We start from the raw sequence: 17,055 nt of genomic DNA on the forward strand, positions 1-17,055 counted from the left end.
TTTCGCCATGCTCGCTGGCCTCCATGCCCAGCAAGCATCTTGAATCAGAAAATCACCCCAAAGGGAATCCCGCTTGAATCAGCCAAACGTCATCCTGCTCTAGGTGGCAGGGGCGTTTTGTCAGGGTGTCGTCGCGACGGTTTCAAGTCGCACCCACCCTGACAAAATGATCGATGGCCTGCTTGGAGACCGCGCTCTCAAACGCACAGCAATAGGGCACGCCGTTGTCGGCGGAGGAATCATGCACGTACCTGCGACGGCGCGCGAACGCCGTGCCGGAGCCGATCAGCAGGTCGGATACGGATCGGCAGGCTCGGCCGAATGTGCGTGGTAAGAGGGGTGAGGTGGCGCAAGGCTTCCAGCTTGATGCCCAAGGCGGCCTCTTCGTCATACGTGCGGGAGGTCTCTGTCTCCCCTTCATGCCCGAAGATGTCGCACCTGACGCTGTCTTCTACGTGACCTTTCAACAGCGACGTGGCGGTGCCTCTGAAAGAATGGACATCCTTGTCCTTCCACGCGCCTCGCTGCTTGTGTCGCCATGCGGTGCCCGCCGGAAACGCCCAGGCGCGCCATTTGCTGAAGATGCTTTTGTAAAAGGTGCTGGCAAAGCTGGAGGAGTTTGGCGACGACATTTCCGGAAACAGCATCTTGCAACCGGCTGCTCGAATCTGCGTGACGTAGTCGATGAAGCCCAGGCGGATCAGCTCCGGATGGACCGGAAGCTTTCGGATCGACTGTACAGTTTTCAGCTTCCGGTCCTCCGTGAAATCTATTACGAAATGTGGGATTTCAGCCTGCTCGTGGACTTCGGTGAGCGCAAGTCCGGCGAGTTCTGAGCTACGGCCGCCGTACAGCACCAGCATGATCGGGAGCCAATACCATGCGTCATGGATGATGTCTGTTCCGGGCTCCAGCCGACGGTCAATCCCGGCTGTGCCTGTCCAGACAGGCGCAGACAGGAGATGCGCAATCTCCTGCTTGCTCCAACTGGCACGCTTGTCGCGATCCCTCTTGCGTTGCAGCCGAGCCTTTCGCGCGATACCCTTCCGTGCCGACTTGAACGAGAGAGGCTGAGCAGGGCGATGCCCATCCGCCTCATTGTCACCAGCGGCGAAATCCAGAACTGCGGTGATCCACGTCAAGTGCTTGTTGATCGTGGCCTGGCTCAAGCAGACGTCGTCATCGTTCATGCGGGTCGCTCGATCAAGGCTTGCCGCGATCCCGCCAGCCTTCTCTTCTGCGGTGCGGCCCCACCTTCCTGGCAGTGCCCTGCATAGCTTCACGAATGCCTGCACATGCGACTGTTCGAGGTCCTGGATGTGAATACCGCGCCCACAAACATGGTCGAATAGCCGCAAGGCCGTTCGGACCTGACCCACGGTTACCGTGTCCCATGCTTTCTCGCTCTCGTGCAGGGCGATGCATTCTTCGGTTGCCTCGAGGAGCAGCTTCTTTGCTCTGGTCGTCACCGGATTTTCGGATGTCGGAGCTGGCGGTTCCTTCTCCGCCGCCGCGGACGCGGAATGCCTCTCAGGTCCACTCTCCGGCATCTGCTCGAACGCGAAAGGTGTCGTGTCCGCCAACGCATCCTGAATCCAGTCAGCCGTAAAGTCATCGGCGTCGGACAACCGTCCGGTTGCCTCCCGGCATGCTGCTGCCCGAGCCGCGCAGACCGTCCGTTTCATTCGGTCGAGGTTTTCCTGTGTCGAGCTTATGCCGAACCGTTCAACGTAGCTCTGCAACTGTGAACCCGGGACCACGCTGCCCGACTGATAATCGAACACAGCGTTGCCGACCGCCTTCGCGTCGACGAATTTCCAGCCACTGGCAACGAGCTGCTCAAGATCATCGAGCGACCATTTGGCGTCTGGCCCGTTTCGAGCGAGGAGGCTCCACGCCTCAGCGTGGATGGAGTTTGTGGTGGCATGCTCGCCTGCGGGCGCACGGCTTCCGGCCTGATCTTCAAGTATCCGCTGCAATTGCCAGCGCATCGCGTCGCTGAAAACGCGTTTGAGCTTGTCGGGGCCCATGCCCGACGACTGACCATATGCCATGCGTAATGTCTCGACTGCCGTTCCCAAGCGGAGAGCAATAGAGCGGGCGGAATTAAAATTTCCGGTACGTAACGGTAACGACAGCGTTAGGCATGTGCCTGCAACCGTGATCTTTTTTCGCCAGTAATAAGTGCCGCCACGCAGCGCCACGTTCGGGAATCCCATTCCGCCGCCTCAAAGGGTACAGCGAGGGGTACAACCGTGCGTACAATCATCCCACCGCGCGAGGGTTGAGACGTAAAATCAATAACTTAGAGGAAGTTGGTCGGGGAGACAGGATTCGAACCTGCGACATCCTGCTCCCAAAGCAGGCGCGCTACCAGACTGCGCTACTCCCCGACGAAGGGCGGCCTTAGCGGGGAAGGTTGCGCGCCGTCAATCGCGATCTGCTGTTAGTGAAAGAAAAGCCACAACAACAGGATGATGGGGATCGGAACGCCCAGCAGCCACAATAATATGCCTTTGCCCATGATCCTTCTCCTTATCGGGTCTGATGGAAAAACCTGCGGAGTGGCATGGATGTTCCGCCTTTCGAGCGGACGAATCTGGCGCACATACGAAAAGGGCGGGCCGCAGGGAGCGGCCCGCCCTTCGAATATCTCGCTACAGCGAAGATTACTTCGCGTTCGCGGCGTTCTCAGCAACGTTAGCGGCGTTAGCAGCTTCGTTGGCAGCGTTCGCGGCGTTGTCAGCAGCGTTAGCGGCATTGTCGACAACGTTTTCGACGACAGCGTTCGAAGCGTTCGCGGTCTCGTTGGCCGGCTTCTCACCGCAAGCAGCGAGGGCCATCAGGCTGGCCGAAGCGAAAACAACAGCGATCTTCTTCATTGTGTAGGGCTCCCATAGCATTTTGCCGCGTCTGGCACGTTACAAATGTGACCCTACGCGAGCGACCCGCATTAACGTGTGCGTTGCACAAATCAATGATTTTTTACGCCGGTGAAACGACGGAATCACGCGACGGGATGTTGTCTACAATAAAAGTTCAGTTAGCGCCCAGACTTTCTGGCGCATTTGCGGCGAGGAGCAGTGTCACCGCCCAGGCTGCGACATTTTGTTGAAGCTGGGCCGGATCGATCTTGTCCAGCGTGTCGTCAGGCGTGTGGTGGATGTCGAAATAGCGGGTGCCATCCTGCTGCAAATCGATCACCGGAACGCCTGCATCGACAAGCGGTTCGATATCCGATCCGCCATGCGCCTTGTCCCGGCTTGGCACGACGCCCAGCGGGGCGAGGGCCGCGCCGATGCGCCCGGCCAGCGGTGCCGCCGCTTCGGGCAGGGTGAAATCGACCCGCCAGACTTTGTCCGCGCCAAAGTCCGATTCGAGGACGAGGGCGTGGGGTTCCTTGCCATGAGCGGCGAAATAGGCGCGGCCGCCATCGCCGCCGACCTCTTCCGCGCCTGCGAAGAGGACGCGGATGGTGCGGCGGGGCGTGCCTGCCTTTGCAACCTGAAGCGCGGCGGCGGCGATGATGCCGCAGCCCGACGCATCGTCGATCGCGCCGGTGCCCTGATCCCAACTGTCCAGATGACAGGCGGCGACGATGACGCCCGCCTTGGGATCGCTGCCGGGAATTTCGCCGATGACATTGCCCGAAGACTGATCCTTCAGCGTCTTCGACACGGCGGTCAGGTGGACCCGCACCGGATTGCCGCGCGCCGCAACACGGGCAAGCTGGTCGGCGTCGGGCACGGAGAGCGCCACGGCCGGGATCGGGGTGACGCCATCGGCCCACATCTGCACGCCGGTATGGGCGATGCGATGATGATCGGTGCCGATCGACTTCACCAATATGGCGATCGCGCCCTTCTTCGCCGCGACGCTTGGTCCCTGCCGCCGGGCGGCGCCATAATAGCCATAGCCCGATCCGTCCTGTGCGGCCTTCATCTCATGGCTGACAAAGGCGATCTTGCCCTTCAGGCTGCCGTCCGGCGCGGCCTGAAGATCGGCGATGGTGGGAAAATAGACGATTTCGCCCTCGATCCCCTGCTCAGGAGTCGAGCCGCTGTTGCCGAGCGCGGCGATCACCAGATTTTGCGGGAAGGGGCTGATGATGCGGGCTTCGTCATGCACGCGCTGCCATACCGGCATCTTATAGGGTTCGGCACGGACATTGGAAAAGCCCAGCGCCTTCAGCTTCGCCACGGCCCAGTCGCGGGCGCGCGCTTCCTGCGGTGTGCCGGCGGGACGGGGGCCGACTTCGGTCGTCAGCCCTTCGGTGAAGGACCAGGCGACATCATCCTTCAGCGCCGCTTCGCGAATCGCGCTGCTGTCCGCCGGGGCGGCATGAGCCAGGGAAGGAGCGAGGATGCTGCCAAGGAGGAGGGCGGCGAGCGGGCCCGATCGGATTTTCTGCATGAATGAAGGCGTAACGGGCCATCACCCATTTGCCAATATCATCCGCCTCCGCTAACTCGGCGCAGATTTTTCTACCTGTCTTTTCCTACCTGTATTTTCGGAGCAGCCGCACCCATGTCCGCCTCCTCACAATATGCCTATGTCATGAAGAGCATGACGAAAACCTTCCCCGGCGCAGCCAAGCCGGTGTTGAACAATATCAATCTGCAATTTTATCGTGGTTCCAAGATCGGCATCGTCGGCCCGAACGGCGCGGGTAAATCGACGCTGATCAAGATCATGGCCGGCATCGATACCGATTTTTCGGGCGAAGCCTGGCCGGGCGAGAATGTGACCGTCGGCTATCTGCCGCAGGAGCCGCAGCTCGACCTCAACAAGACGGTGCTGGAAAATGTCAAGGACGGCGCGCGTGAGATCGCCGACAAGATGGACCGTTTCAACGAGATCAGCATGATCATGGGCGACCCGCCGGAGGATGTCGATTTCGACGCCCTGATGGAGGAAATGGGCACGCTTCAGGAGCAGATCGACGCAGTCGACGGCTGGTCGCTCGACAGCCAGCTTGAACTGGCGATGGAAGCGCTGCGCTGCCCGCCGTCGGACTGGTCGGTGGAAAGTCTGTCTGGCGGTGAAAAGCGCCGTATCGCGCTGACCCGCCTGCTGATCCAGAAGCCGGACATTCTGCTGCTCGACGAACCGACCAACCATCTTGACGCGGAAAGCGTCACCTGGCTGGAAAATCACCTGAAGGAATATGCCGGTTCGGTGCTGATGATCACCCACGATCGCTACTTCCTCGACAATGTCGTGGGCTGGATTCTGGAGCTCGATCGCGGAAAATATTTTCCCTACGAAGGCAATTACTCCACCTATCTGGAGAAGAAGGCCAAGCGTCTGGAGCAGGAAGATCGCGAAGCGACCGGCCGCCAGAAGGCGATCAATGACGAGCTGGAATGGATCCGTCAGGGCACCAAGGGCCGCCAGACCAAGTCCAAGGCGCGTATCAAGAAGTTCGAAGAACTGGTCGCGGGCCAGAATAACCGGTCGCCCGGCAAGGCCCAGATCGTCATTCAGGTGCCGGAGCGTCTGGGCGGCAAGGTGATCGAATTCAAGGGCATCACCAAGTCGTTCGGCGACAAGCTGCTGTTCGAGGACCTCTCCTTCCTGCTGCCGCCGGGCGGCATCGTGGGCGTCATCGGGCCGAACGGCGCGGGTAAATCGACCCTGTTCAAGATCATCACGGGTCAGGAAACGCCCGACAGTGGTGAAGTCGATATCGGTTCGACCGTCCGTCTGGGCTTCGTGGACCAGAGCCGCGACCATCTCGACGATTCGAAGAATGTCTGGGAAGAAGTGTCGGACGGCCTCGACTATGTGAAGGTCAACGGTCACGACATGTCGACCCGTGCCTATGTCGGCGCCTTCAACTTCAAGGGGCAGGACCAGCAGAAGAATGTCGGCAAGCTGTCGGGTGGTGAACGCAACCGCGTCCACATCGCCAAGATGCTGAAAAAGGGCGGCAACGTGCTGCTGCTCGACGAACCGACCAACGATCTTGACGTCGAAACGCTGGGCGCACTGGAAGAAGCGATCGAGAATTTCGCCGGTTGCGCCGTGGTCATCAGCCATGACCGCTTCTTCCTTGACCGTTTGGCCACCCATATTTTGGCCTTCGAAGGCAACAGCCATGTCGAATGGTTCGAAGGCAATTTCGAGGCTTATGAAGAAGATAAGCGCCGTCGCCTGGGCGATGCGGCGGATCGTCCGACCGCGCTGGCCTATAAGAAGCTGACGCGCTGATTGTGCTGCCTTCCCACGGTTGCAATTTTTGCAACCATGGGAAATCATTTCGCACTTGCGATGGTGGCGCTAACATTTCATAGAGAGCAGGCCTTTCAGGCATCCTCTCCTAAAAACTTTCAGGCCGGTCCTTTTTGGATCGGTCTTTTTTTTGGTCAAATGCCGGTGGGGCAGGCGGCCGGTGGCGGGCCGAAAGCGCTGTTTTCCAGAAAATCGCGATCCGTTAGCGAATCGAGGAAGGCGAGCAGGGCGTGCATGTCCATGTCGACCAGTTGGGGGGCGGCATGGCGGCGGATCGCCGATTCGATGCTGAGGCTCTGGCCGTCATGCAGCCATGGTCCCGTTACCGCGACATTGCGGAGCGACGGGGTGCGGAAGCGTTCGGGCGGTGGCTCGAAGCCGGGAGGCAGCGGTTTGCCGCCATAGAGGCTGGCGTCCATTTCGCCCGGCGCGGCGGTGCCGACATAATGAACCTGTCCGTCGGTAAGGTCCGGGCCGCTGTGGCAGGAGGCGCAGCCCGATGCGGCAAATTGCGCGGCGCCCTTACGCGCCAGTGGGGTTTGGGTGCCCCGGTCATGCGCGCTGCCGAAGGAAATCAGGGTCCGCTGGAACGCGCCGAGCGCGGCCGTCACCATGGCATAGTCGATCCGGGATGTCGTGCCGGGGAAGGCCCGGGCGAACAGTCGACGATAGCAGGGATCGGCCGACAGCCGCTGCGCCAGTTCGCCGTCACTGTCGGCCATGCCCATTTCGACGGGCTTGCTGCCGGTCATGGGGACCATCGCCTGCGCTTCCAGGGTCGAGAGGCCAGCTTCGGTCCAGGTGAGGCCAGTGCGCCAGGCGACGTTGGTCAGGCCCGGCACGTTGCGCACGCCCATCTCCCCCGTAACGCCGACATGGGTCGGCAAGCCGTCGCTAAAGCCACGGGCCTGCTGATGACAGTCAGCGCAGGCCATGCTCCTGTTTTGCGACAGCGCGCGATCGTAGAAGAGGCGGCGGCCCAGTTCGACCTTGGCGGCCGTCATGCTCATGCCATCGGGCAAGGTGGGCGCGGTGACGCCATCAGGCAGAGTCGGCCAGTGCCAGTCCGGCCGCATCGCGCCCGCCACGGAGGTCAGCAGCAGCGCCCCCAGCATCGCCATCATCGAACCGCGCATCATTCCTCCACCCCTGTCGGACGGATGGAGGCTGCCCAATCCGCAGGCAGAGGTCAAAGCCGATCGATATGTGTCAGATAGACTTAGAAATCATAGGTCAGGGTCAGGCGGCTGAGCGTGTCGAAATCGCGCGCGGCTAGCACTGTTTCCGATTCATACTGGATATTATAGGAGAAGGCGGCTGACCAGCGGGTGCTGACCTTGGTTTCCACCGATGTCAGCGAATTGAGCGTGTAGACATCGCTTTCGGCATAGCCCGACGCGGTCTGCTTGACCGTCAGCGTCGGGGTGGCGCGCCAGGCCAGGGCCATGGATCCGCGAACGCCCAGCTTCGTCTCACGCTCACCGATAATATATTTGGCATGACGGATGGACGGACCGATGTCCGCCGACAGATCGACCGGCTTGGACATGATCAGCTTGTAACCGACACCGACCGATCCGGTATAGCGTTCGTCATAGCCGATCGACGTGTCGCGCTCGAACTGCGCCAGGCCATAAGCGAAGCCACGCGCGTCGAATTCATAACGGGGTTCGTAGCTGCCGAAATAGCGTTCGCGCGATGTGACGCCGTTGGCGCGGCGATAATCGGCGCTGGCGGTCAGCTTGTGCGTCCACTGAATGCCCGTGCGGGTCGCTGTGGCGGCGGCGCTGATGCCGATTTCGCTAGTGGAACCGGTGGAGCGGAAGCCGCCTGCTTCGATTCTGCCGGTCCACAATTCGCTGAAACGTGCCTCGCGAATCACCGTGTCATGGGTCGCCTTGGTCCGTTCCTTCCAGCTATTGACCATGCGCTGGATTTCATCGGCGGAGGCGGGGTTGGTCTGCTTGGCGATCTTGGCGACGGTGGCGATTTCCGTCTCATTGCCGTTGGCGATTGAGGCTTCCAGCATTTCGCGGACCGATGGCGGCAATAGCGCACCGTCGGCGGCCTTAGCCGCGACGGGCAGGGTGGCGATCAGCAGCGGAAGGGGGATCAGACAGGCGCGCATGCCCCCGTCATACCGCCGCGACCGCGAATTTTAAGCCCCCAAAACGTCTATCTGTTCAGATAAGCGTCCGGAACTCCTGCAATATGTCGCGATAGAGCTTGCGCTTGAACGGCACGATCATGTCCGGCAGCGTTTCAGGCGCTGCCCATTTCCATTCCCGGAACTCCGGGTCCTTGGTCTGGATATCGATATCGCTATCGTCGCCGATGAAGCGGGCCAGGAACCAGAACTGGCGCTGGCCACGATATTTGCCGCCCCACAGCTTGCCGACCAGTTCCGGCGGCAAATCGTAGAAATGCTCATCCTTCGCCTTGGCGATGATCTCGACATGTTCGCGGCCGATGCCGGTTTCCTCGCGCAATTCGCGCAGGGCGGCGGTCTTCGCGTCTTCGCCTTCGTCAATGCCGCCCTGCGGCATTTGCCAGGCTTCCACGACATTATCGAGTCGCTGGCCGACGAACACCTGGCCATTCATGTTCACGAGCATGATCCCGACACAGGGCCGGTATGCCAATTCCCGTTCATTCGGCGTCGAAGCCATTATGTCCCCTATAATCCTGATCCCGGCACGCCATACCCCTTGGCCTGCCTTCGGCGCCGAACGCGGGCGCGTGCAGCCAGAATAGGCAGGCTGACGCGCCACGTCCATTGGACGAATCGCCGCCACGCCGATTTGCGACGAGGCGATGACGGCGGGGCGATGAAGGCAATATGCCCCAAGGGTCGCTTGGAACCCGGACAGGGGCGGCGCATTGGCATGGCATGTCCAATCCCGTCCTGCTCTGGTTCCGCCAGGATCTTCGCCTTTCCGATCAGGCCGCGCTTGCTACTGCCGCGGCCGAGGGACCGGTGATCCCCGTCTATGTGCTGGATGATGAGGCCCCGCGCCAGTGGGCGATGGGCGGCGCGTCGCGCTGGTGGTTGCATCATAGCCTGTCCGCGCTGGACGCCAGTTTGCGGGCGAAGGGCTCCCGCCTGATCCTGCGGCGCGGCAATTGCGCCGAGGTGCTGGAGGGGCTGGCGAAGGAAGTGGGAGCATCGCGGGTCCATGGGCTGCACCATTATGAGCCCTGGTGGCGCAATGCGGAAAAGGCGGTCGGGCGGGTGCTGGACCTGACCCTGCATGATGGCGGCCTGCTGCTGCCCCCCGGCGCAGTACGGACAGGCGCTGGCGGGCAATATCGCATCTATACGCCTTTCGCCCGTGCTGTGATGGAGCATATGCCGCCCGCGCATCCCCATCCCGCGCCGCACCGGATCGATGCGCCGGCGCACTGGCCCGCCAGCGATTCGCTGGAGGACTGGACCTTGCTACCGACCGCGCCGGACTGGGCGACGGGTTTCGGTCGGGACTGGACGCCGGGCGAAGAGGGCGCGCGGCGGAACGTCGCGGATTTCATTGATGAAGTGGGCGACTATCCCGAAGCGCGCAACCTGCCGTCGATTGAAGGCACGTCGCGTCTGTCGCCGCATCTGCACTTTGGCGAAGTATCGCCCGCTTATGTCTGGCACCGCGTCACATCTTCACAGAAAGATGCAAATATCTTTCTCAAGGAATTGATCTGGCGGGATTATGCGCATGTGCAGATAGGCCAGTCGCCCACCTATGGATCGGCCAATGCGCGCGGCGAATTCGACGCGCTGCGCTGGCGCGATCTGCGGGAAGCCCGGTCCGATTTCACCGCCTGGAAGACGGGCCGGACTGGCTATCCCATCGTGGACGCAGGCATGCGTCAGCTTTGGGCGACCGGATGGATGCATAACCGGGTGCGCATGATCGCTGCCAGCTTCCTGATCAAGCATCTGCTGATCGACTGGCGCCATGGCGCGCGCTGGTTTTGGGATACGCTGGTCGATGCCGATTATGCCAATAACAGCGTCAACTGGCAGTGGGTGGCGGGCAGCGGTATGGACGCCAATCTCTTCACCCGGATCATGGCGCCGCTCAGCCAGTCGGAAAAATTCGAGGCGGCCGACTATATTCGCGAATGGGTGCCGGAGCTGGCCGACCTGTCCGACGCGACAATTCATGATCCCGATGCACATGATGCGCGGCCTAAAAGCTATCCCGCGAAGATCATTGGTCATCGGGAAGGACGGGAGCGCGCGCTGGCCGCCTATCGGCATATGAAGGGATGATTGCAGCGGCGTTCACCTTGTTGCAGGATCGGTCCCATGAACGCCACCGATCCCCGACGCGGACGACGCGCCCTGTCCGTTCGTCAACCGCCGCTTAGCGGATCGCCGGGGCGGCTGGCCCGATGGGTGGCGCCTGTCTTTCATCGCATGCTCGACCGGATCGATCAGGGGCTGGAGCAAGGGGCGCTGGAGGCGATCCTGCCGGACGGGACCAGAAGGCTGCTTGGTGGCCGGGCCGACGGGCCATCCTGCATCGTGGAAGTCCATGACTGGCGCGCGCTCCTTCGGCTGGCGAGTGGCGGATCGGCCGGCTGGTATCGGGCCTGGGCGGCGGGTGACTGGTCCAGTCCGGACCCGGTGCCGCTCTTTGCGCTGTTCATGCGCAATGCCGCGGCGCTGGGGCGGGCGGCGCGGCCGCGTGGTCCGGCCCGCTGGATCGGCCGGATCGCCCATTGGGCGCGGCGCAACAACCGGGCGGGGTCGCGTCACAACATCGCCTATCATTATGATCTGGGGAATGATTTCTACAGCCTGTGGCTGGACCCATATATGCATTATTCCAGTGGCTTGTTCCTCGACCCTGAGAGCAGGATCGAAAGTCTGGAGCAGGCGCAGCGGCGCAAGGTGGATGCGATCCTCAACCGGCTGGACCTGAAGGATGGCGACGCGCTGCTGGAAATTGGCTGCGGCTGGGGCGGGCTGGCCGAACAGGCGATGGAGCGGCAGGCGATCCGTTATACGGGCCTGACCCTCTCGACCGAGCAGGCCGACTATGCCCGCGACCGGCTGGGATCAGGCGCGGACATCATGCTGACCGACTATCGCGACGCGCAGGGGCAATATGATGCCATCGCCAGTGTCGAAATGGTCGAGGCGGTCGGGGAGCGCTATTGGCCGGCCTATCTGGCGGCGGTTCATCGCCTGTTGAAGCCCGGCGGCAAGGCGGCGATCCAGTATATCCTGATCGATGATGCCCTGTTCGAAAGCTATGCGCGGGGCGCCGACTTCATCCAGACCTATATCTTTCCCGGCGGCATGCTGATGTCGGAAAGCCGCTTCCGCGCGCTGGCACAGGCGCAGGGGCTGGAATGGCGGGACGTTCATCGCTTCGGCCTCCATTATGCGGAGACGTTGCGGCGCTGGCGCCAGCGCTTCGACCGGGCAATCGAGGAAGGCCAGTTGCCCGCCAGTTTCGACCAGCATTTCGTGGCCTTGTGGCGCTATTATCTGATGTATTGCGAAGGTGGTTTTCGCGGTGGCGGGATCGACGTGGCGCAGGTGACGCTGGTCAGGCCCGCCTGACGATCAGCCTTCCACGCGCATCCTGTGCCCGGTCGGCGTATCGGCCGTGACCAGTTGCAAGATGGCGTCGGCGACTACTTCCGGCCCTTTCAAGCTCGCTGGATCTTCGCCGGGGAAGGCGCGGGCGCGCATCGCGGTGCGGGTGGCGCCGGGATCGACGATATGGGTGCGGATGGCGGAGATATTCTTCACTTCCTCGCCATAGGCGCCGACCAGCGTTTCCAGCGCCGCCTTCGACGCGCCATAGGCACCCCAATAGGCGCGCGGAGCTGCGACCGAGGAGGTCAGCGCGACGATGCGGGCGTCGCTGCTGGCGCGCAGCATGCCGTCAAACGCGGCGATCAGCGCCTGCGGCGCGGCGATGTTGAGCGCCAGCAGTCGGGAAAATTCCTTGGCGTCAATGGCCTGCACCGCCGCCAGCGATCCCAGCGTGGCGGCGTTCAGCACCAATATGTCCAGCGCCTGCCAGCGTCCGCCGATTGCCTGCGCCAGTCGGCCGATGCTTTCGCCGTCGATCAGGTCGAGCGGGGCGATGGTGGCATGGCCGCCGGCCTGATGAATGCTATCCTCGACCTCTTCCAGTCCGCCGCTGGTCCGTGCGGTCAGCACGACATGCGCGCCAGCAGCGCCGAGCGCCAGAGCCGTGGCGGCGCCTATGCCGCGACTTGCGCCCGTGACCAGAGCCAGTTTGCCGGAAAGGGGAAGGTCGGACATGGCACTCCCGTCGCTCCGGTCGCATGCCGGGGCCTGTTTGCGTCAGAAATTGAAAAGGGCGGCCCGATCGGGCCGCCCGAAGAAGGATCAGACCACGCGCTCGGCGAGCAGTTCGAACTGATTGGTTACCACCGCGTCGTCCTGATCGGTCAGCTTGGTGGGATAGTCACCGGTGAAGCAGGCGTCGCAATATTGCGGACGGATGTCCGCACGCTTCGCTTCGCCCAGCGCCTTGTACAGGCCGTCGATCGAGATGAAGGACAGGCTGTCGGCGTGGATGAAATCCTGCATGCCGCCCACGTCCAGCTTGTGCGCCAGCAGCTTGGTGCGTTCGGGCGTGTCGACGCCATAGAAGCAGCTATGCTTGGTCGGCGGCGATGCGATGCGCATATGCACTTCGGCCGCGCCAGCCTCGCGCATCATCTGTACGATCTTGAGCGACGTGGTGCCGCGCACGATCGAATCGTCGATCAGCACGATCTTCTTGCCCTCGATCAGCGCGCGGTTGGCATTGTGCTTCAGCTTCACGCCCAGATGGCGGACCTTGTCACCCGGCTGGATGAAGGTGCGGCCGATATAGTGCGACCGGATGATGCCAAGTTCGAACGGAATGCCCGATTGCTGCGCATAGCCGATGGCCGCAGGCACGCCGCTGTCGGGCACCGGGATGACATAGTCGGCATCGACCGGATTTTCGATCGCCAGTTGCGCGCCGATCGCCTTGCGGACCGAATAGACACTGGAATTGTCGATGATCGAATCGGGGCGGCTGAAATAGACATGTTCGAAGATGCACGGGCGCGCATGCGTCTCGCCGAAGGGACGGTGCGAGCGGATTTCACCGTCATTGGTGACGATGACCAGCTCGCCCGGATCGATCGAGCGGACATAGTCCGCGCCGACGACGTCGAAAGCCACGGTTTCCGATGCGAAAATATAGGCGTCGCCCAGCTTGCCCATGACGAGCGGGCGGATGCCCAGCGGATCGCGGCAGGCGATCATGCCTTCGGGCGTCATGACGATCAGGGAATAGGCGCCCTCGATCTGCTTGAGCGCGTCAATGAATTTGTCGAGCAGGGTCCGGTAGCTGGAGGTCGCCACCAGATGGATGATGACTTCGGTGTCCGACGTCGACTGGAAGATGGAGCCGCGACGAATCAGTTCGCGGCGCACCTTCATCGCATTGGAGATGTTGCCATTATGGGCAATGGCGAAACCGCCCGAATTCAGTTCCGCATAGAGCGGCTGAACGTTGCGCAGCGACGTTTCGCCGGTCGTCGAGTAACGGACATGGCCGCAGGCGCTTTCGCCCGGAAGGCCACGAATCACCTCGTCACGGTCGAAATTGCCCGCCACATGGCCCATCGCCCGGTGGGTATGGAAATCATGCCCGTCCCAGCTGGTGATGCCGGCGGCTTCCTGACCGCGATGTTGCAGCGCGTGAAGGCCGAGCGCGACGATGGCAGACGCCGTTTCCCCATTGGAAACGCCGAAAATGCCACATTCCTCGCGCAACTTGTCGTCGTCGAAGGGATTGGTCGTAATCATGGGTGTGAGCGGTTCCATAGCCGTTCCTGACAACCCTGTAAGGGTCATCCATGGGCGCGCATATAGTGCCTAAAGGTCGCTTTGTCGCCTCCCTGTCATAAAAAAGGCGATGAACGGCCCGGAAACCCAGTGTTTCCTGGAATTTACTGGAGAATGGGTCCGGCTATAGCGGCAAAAGGCAGCCCATTAGAGCCCCTGCGCCCATGATGGCGGGCGTGACCCAAGCGCCCTTCACCCGCCAGGCAACGAGCAGCGCGACGGCGAAGAGGGGCAGGGCGATCAAGCCATTGTTTATATGGGCGCCGGTTGCGCGGGCCAGATCGACGAAGGTCGCCGCGATGATGCCCAGGACGGCGGCGGCCACGCCGGCCAGCGCGTGATGCAGGGCCGGATGCTCCACCACCGCCTCCAGCCGTTCGAAGAAGAGCAGAGAGAAGGCGAAGGCTGGCAGGAACATGCCGACCGTGATCGCGATCGCCCCGGCTGGCCCGCCCACGACATAGCCGACGAAGGTCGCGAAGATGACGAGCGGTGCGGGCAACAGGCCCGCCAGCGCCACGCCATCCAGAAAGGTCGCGTCACTGATCCATCCGCGCCCTACCGTGTCCGCCCGGACATAAGGTATAGCGGTATAGGCGCCGCCGAAGGTGAGGAGGCCGCCCTTCAGCCCGGCAAGGAACAGCATGGCCAGAGTGACGGGCGCGCCGCTGGCGGCGATCGGCGCTGCATGGGGCAGGGGCAGATAGGGCAGGATCAGCTTTGCCGCGACCGTCAGGCCGAGCATGATGGCGATGGCCAGCCAGGGGCGATCGGGCATCATATGGGCGATCGCCCCAGCGGCGAGCAGCAGCCAGAAGGGAACGCCCAGCAGAGTGGCGGCGAAAGCAATAGCGGCGATGACCCCGAGCAGGCGGCTTTCCACGATATGTTGCCCGATTCGCGCCACCGCCCGCAGGATGATCGCCAGCACGACGATCTGCACGCCCAACAGCAGGCCGGTCATTGATGGGTTGCCCGCGATCCAGCCCATATAGAGCCAGCCCGCCAAGAGCATCAGCAGGAAGCCGGGTAACATGAACCCCAGCCCCGCGAGCAGCCCGCCGATCCGGCCGCGCGCGACCATGCCCATATGGACGCAGAGTTCATGCGCTTCCGGGCCGGGCAAAATCTGCAATATGGCCAGCAGGCGGTTGAAGCGGCGGGGCTCTATCCAGCCTTCCTCCTCGACCAGCGACTGGCGTATCATGGCGATCTGCGCCACCGGCCCGCCAAAGGCGAGCGCACCGAAACGCAGGAATTTCAGGAACAGCGCCGTCAGGCTGAGTTGGGAGGGTTGGGTCGGAAGGACGCTTATGGCATCGGCGGTATCGGTCATGGCAACGCCCCTTTGCGCCGCGAATGCGACGAATGGAGCGGACTTGGGCGGACACCGCCTTACCGGGCGTCCGCGTCGGCCCGGTAATGCAGCGTATCGAACGGCGACGCGACGATTGTCAAGCGGGGTTGTGGCCCATGGCTATCGGCAAAATGCCCTACTGGCGCAGTGCATCGCGCGCCGCTACACACGCAGCCCTGATGCACCGTTTTGCCAATCCCGCCCGCTTCCTGAAGATCGCGCGTCCGCTGACCGGCTGGCTGTTCTGGCCGGGTCTGTTGCTGATCCTGATCGGCAGCGCCTGCGGCCTGTTCGTGACGCCCGCCGACTATCTTCAGGGGGATACGGTGCGCATCCTCTATATCCATGTGCCCGCTGCCTGGCTGGGCATGGGCGGATGGAGCGGCATCGCGATCGCGGCGCTGATCCAACTGGTCTGGCGCCATCCGCTGGCCGCTATAGCGGGGCGGGCGATTGCCGCGCCGGGTGCCTTGTTCACGGCTATCTGCCTGATGACGGGCTCCATCTGGGGACGGCCGACCTGGGGCACCTGGTGGGAATGGGACGGGCGCATGACATCCATGCTGGTCCTGCTGTTCCTCTATCTGGGCTATATCGCGCTCGCCAATGCCAGCGCGCGCGACGGGCAGGGCGGCGTCAGCAATGTAACCGCCATTTTCGGGCTGGTCGGTGCGGTCAATATTCCGATCATCAATCGCTCCGTCGTCTGGTGGAACAGCCTGCATCAGGGGCCGAGCATCACCCTGCGCGGGTCCAGCATCGACGGATCGCTGCTCTGGCCGCTGGGGCTGACCCTGCTGGGCTTTTCGCTGTGGTTCGGGGCGATTGTGCTGATGCGGATGCGGGCGATACTGGCACACAATAAAGTCGAGGCGCGGATGCAGCGTCTGGCCCGGGGATAGGGCAAGAGGGTAGAGATGAACCAATGGGCTTTCGTGATCGCCGCTTATGCGGTGACGGCTATAGGGACGGGGCTGGTCAGCATCATAGGCTGGCGCGCGATGCGGCGTGCTGAGCGCGCGGCCGAAAAGCTGTCGGACCGGTCATGAAGGCCAAACATCAACGGTTGATGCTGGCGCTGGCGGCGCTGGTGGCGATTATCGGCGCCGGATTGCTGGCGGTTTCGGCGCTCAAGGATGAGGCCGCCTATTTCTACACGCCCGGCGACGTGAAAACCAAGGGGGTAGAGCCGGGGAAGAATATCCGTCTGGGCGGCATGGTGGTGAAGGGCAGCCTGAAGCGGGCGGCCGATGGCGTCACCATCCGGTTCGACGTGACCGATGGCAAGGCGACCGTGCCTGCCACCTTCAGCGGAATTGCTCCCGACCTGTTCAAGGAAGGTAGCGGAGTCGTGGCGGAAGGTTCGTTCGACCCGAAGGGGACGTTCGTCGCGACCAATCTGCTCGCCAAGCATGACGAACGCTATATGCCCCGCGAGTTGGAGGGGATGAGCTATAATGAGAGCACCCATGAGATGAAGGCGGAGCGGTGAACGAGCGCCTTCAATATGTCTTTCGTCATGCTGAACTTGTTTCAGCATCCATCATGCCTCCTAGAGCTATGATGTATCTGGAGGGATGGACCCTGAAACAAG

General features: G+C 62.3%; 15 protein-coding genes and 1 tRNA gene. 6 read left to right on the forward strand and 10 right to left on the reverse strand.

The genetic code is table 11. The annotated features are described in order from the left end of the window. Positions 1-239 precede the first annotated feature (239 nt). The 4 genes from BMX92_RS02435 to BMX92_RS02450 form a co-directional block, all read right to left on the reverse strand. Positions 240-2,219 (reverse strand): hypothetical protein, encoded by a 1,980-nt coding sequence (locus BMX92_RS02435; protein ID WP_143066713.1) that lies wholly within the window; start codon positions 2,217-2,219, stop codon positions 240-242. A gap of 97 nt (positions 2,220-2,316) precedes the next feature. Next, positions 2,317-2,393: transfer RNA gene (locus BMX92_RS02440), tRNA-Pro, on the reverse strand. Positions 2,394-2,669: 276 nt separating this feature from the next. Then, entirely contained in the window at positions 2,670-2,882 is a 213-nt protein-coding gene (locus BMX92_RS02445; RefSeq protein ID WP_093012521.1) for a hypothetical protein, read from the reverse strand. Between the two features lie 157 nt (positions 2,883-3,039). Then, complete coding sequence (locus BMX92_RS02450; protein ID WP_093011363.1) at positions 3,040-4,413, reverse strand: M20/M25/M40 family metallo-hydrolase; 1,374 nt, start codon at positions 4,411-4,413, stop codon at positions 3,040-3,042. 114 nt (positions 4,414-4,527) lie between these two features. Here BMX92_RS02450 and ettA point away from each other — a divergent pair, with 114 nt between their 5' ends. Further along, a complete protein-coding gene (gene ettA / locus BMX92_RS02455; RefSeq protein WP_093011366.1) occupies positions 4,528-6,213 on the forward strand; it encodes an energy-dependent translational throttle protein EttA in 1,686 nt (561 codons plus the stop codon). A gap of 155 nt (positions 6,214-6,368) precedes the next feature. Here ettA and BMX92_RS02460 read toward each other — a convergent pair whose 3' ends face one another. The 3 genes from BMX92_RS02460 to BMX92_RS02470 form a co-directional block, all read right to left on the reverse strand. Further along, complete coding sequence (locus BMX92_RS02460) at positions 6,369-7,373, reverse strand: cytochrome-c peroxidase (protein ID WP_371262266.1); 1,005 nt, start codon at positions 7,371-7,373, stop codon at positions 6,369-6,371. 80 nt (positions 7,374-7,453) lie between these two features. Further along, positions 7,454-8,362, reverse strand: coding sequence for a DUF481 domain-containing protein (locus BMX92_RS02465; protein WP_093011369.1), 909 nt, complete (start codon positions 8,360-8,362; stop codon positions 7,454-7,456). A gap of 55 nt (positions 8,363-8,417) precedes the next feature. Beyond that, on the reverse strand, positions 8,418-8,903 hold the full coding sequence (locus BMX92_RS02470) for an RNA pyrophosphohydrolase (RefSeq protein WP_093011372.1): 486 nt from the start codon (positions 8,901-8,903) through the stop codon (positions 8,418-8,420). A 221-nt stretch (positions 8,904-9,124) separates the two neighbouring features. On the opposite strand from BMX92_RS02470, the gene BMX92_RS02475 reads away from it, so the two are divergent. Both BMX92_RS02475 and BMX92_RS02480 read left to right on the forward strand, forming a co-directional pair. Then, positions 9,125-10,501 (forward strand): cryptochrome/photolyase family protein, encoded by a 1,377-nt coding sequence (locus BMX92_RS02475; protein ID WP_093011375.1) that lies wholly within the window; start codon positions 9,125-9,127, stop codon positions 10,499-10,501. Between the two features lie 36 nt (positions 10,502-10,537). Next, positions 10,538-11,803, forward strand: coding sequence for an SAM-dependent methyltransferase (locus tag BMX92_RS02480; protein WP_093011378.1), 1,266 nt, complete (start codon positions 10,538-10,540; stop codon positions 11,801-11,803). A gap of 3 nt (positions 11,804-11,806) precedes the next feature. Here BMX92_RS02480 and BMX92_RS02485 read toward each other — a convergent pair whose 3' ends face one another. The 3 genes from BMX92_RS02485 to chrA form a co-directional block, all read right to left on the reverse strand. Then, complete coding sequence (locus BMX92_RS02485; RefSeq protein WP_093011380.1) at positions 11,807-12,517, reverse strand: SDR family NAD(P)-dependent oxidoreductase; 711 nt, start codon at positions 12,515-12,517, stop codon at positions 11,807-11,809. 87 nt (positions 12,518-12,604) lie between these two features. Continuing rightward, entirely contained in the window at positions 12,605-14,065 is a 1,461-nt protein-coding gene (gene purF / locus BMX92_RS02490) for an amidophosphoribosyltransferase (RefSeq protein ID WP_371262268.1), read from the reverse strand. 163 nt (positions 14,066-14,228) lie between these two features. Next, positions 14,229-15,440: a chromate efflux transporter gene (gene chrA, locus BMX92_RS02495; RefSeq protein WP_093011387.1), complete on the reverse strand. Its 1,212-nt coding sequence runs from the start codon at positions 15,438-15,440 to the stop codon at positions 14,229-14,231. Between the two features lie 200 nt (positions 15,441-15,640). On the opposite strand from chrA, the gene ccmC reads away from it, so the two are divergent. Genes ccmC through ccmE form a run of 3 tightly spaced genes read left to right on the forward strand, consistent with a single transcriptional unit; the run spans position 15,641 to position 16,953 of the window. Next, on the forward strand, positions 15,641-16,363 hold the full coding sequence (gene ccmC / locus BMX92_RS02500) for a heme ABC transporter permease CcmC (protein ID WP_093011390.1): 723 nt from the start codon (positions 15,641-15,643) through the stop codon (positions 16,361-16,363). Between the two features lie 15 nt (positions 16,364-16,378). Continuing rightward, on the forward strand, positions 16,379-16,510 hold the full coding sequence (locus BMX92_RS27870) for a hypothetical protein (protein WP_256213248.1): 132 nt from the start codon (positions 16,379-16,381) through the stop codon (positions 16,508-16,510). Next, positions 16,507-16,953, forward strand: coding sequence for a cytochrome c maturation protein CcmE (gene ccmE / locus BMX92_RS02505; protein WP_093011393.1), 447 nt, complete (start codon positions 16,507-16,509; stop codon positions 16,951-16,953). Before BMX92_RS27870 ends, ccmE begins: the two co-directional genes overlap by 4 nt. Positions 16,954-17,055: the final 102 nt, after the last annotated feature.

The sequence above is a fragment of the Sphingobium sp. YR768 genome (genome assembly GCF_900111125.1).
In the GTDB taxonomy this organism is placed as follows: domain Bacteria; phylum Pseudomonadota; class Alphaproteobacteria; order Sphingomonadales; family Sphingomonadaceae; genus Sphingobium.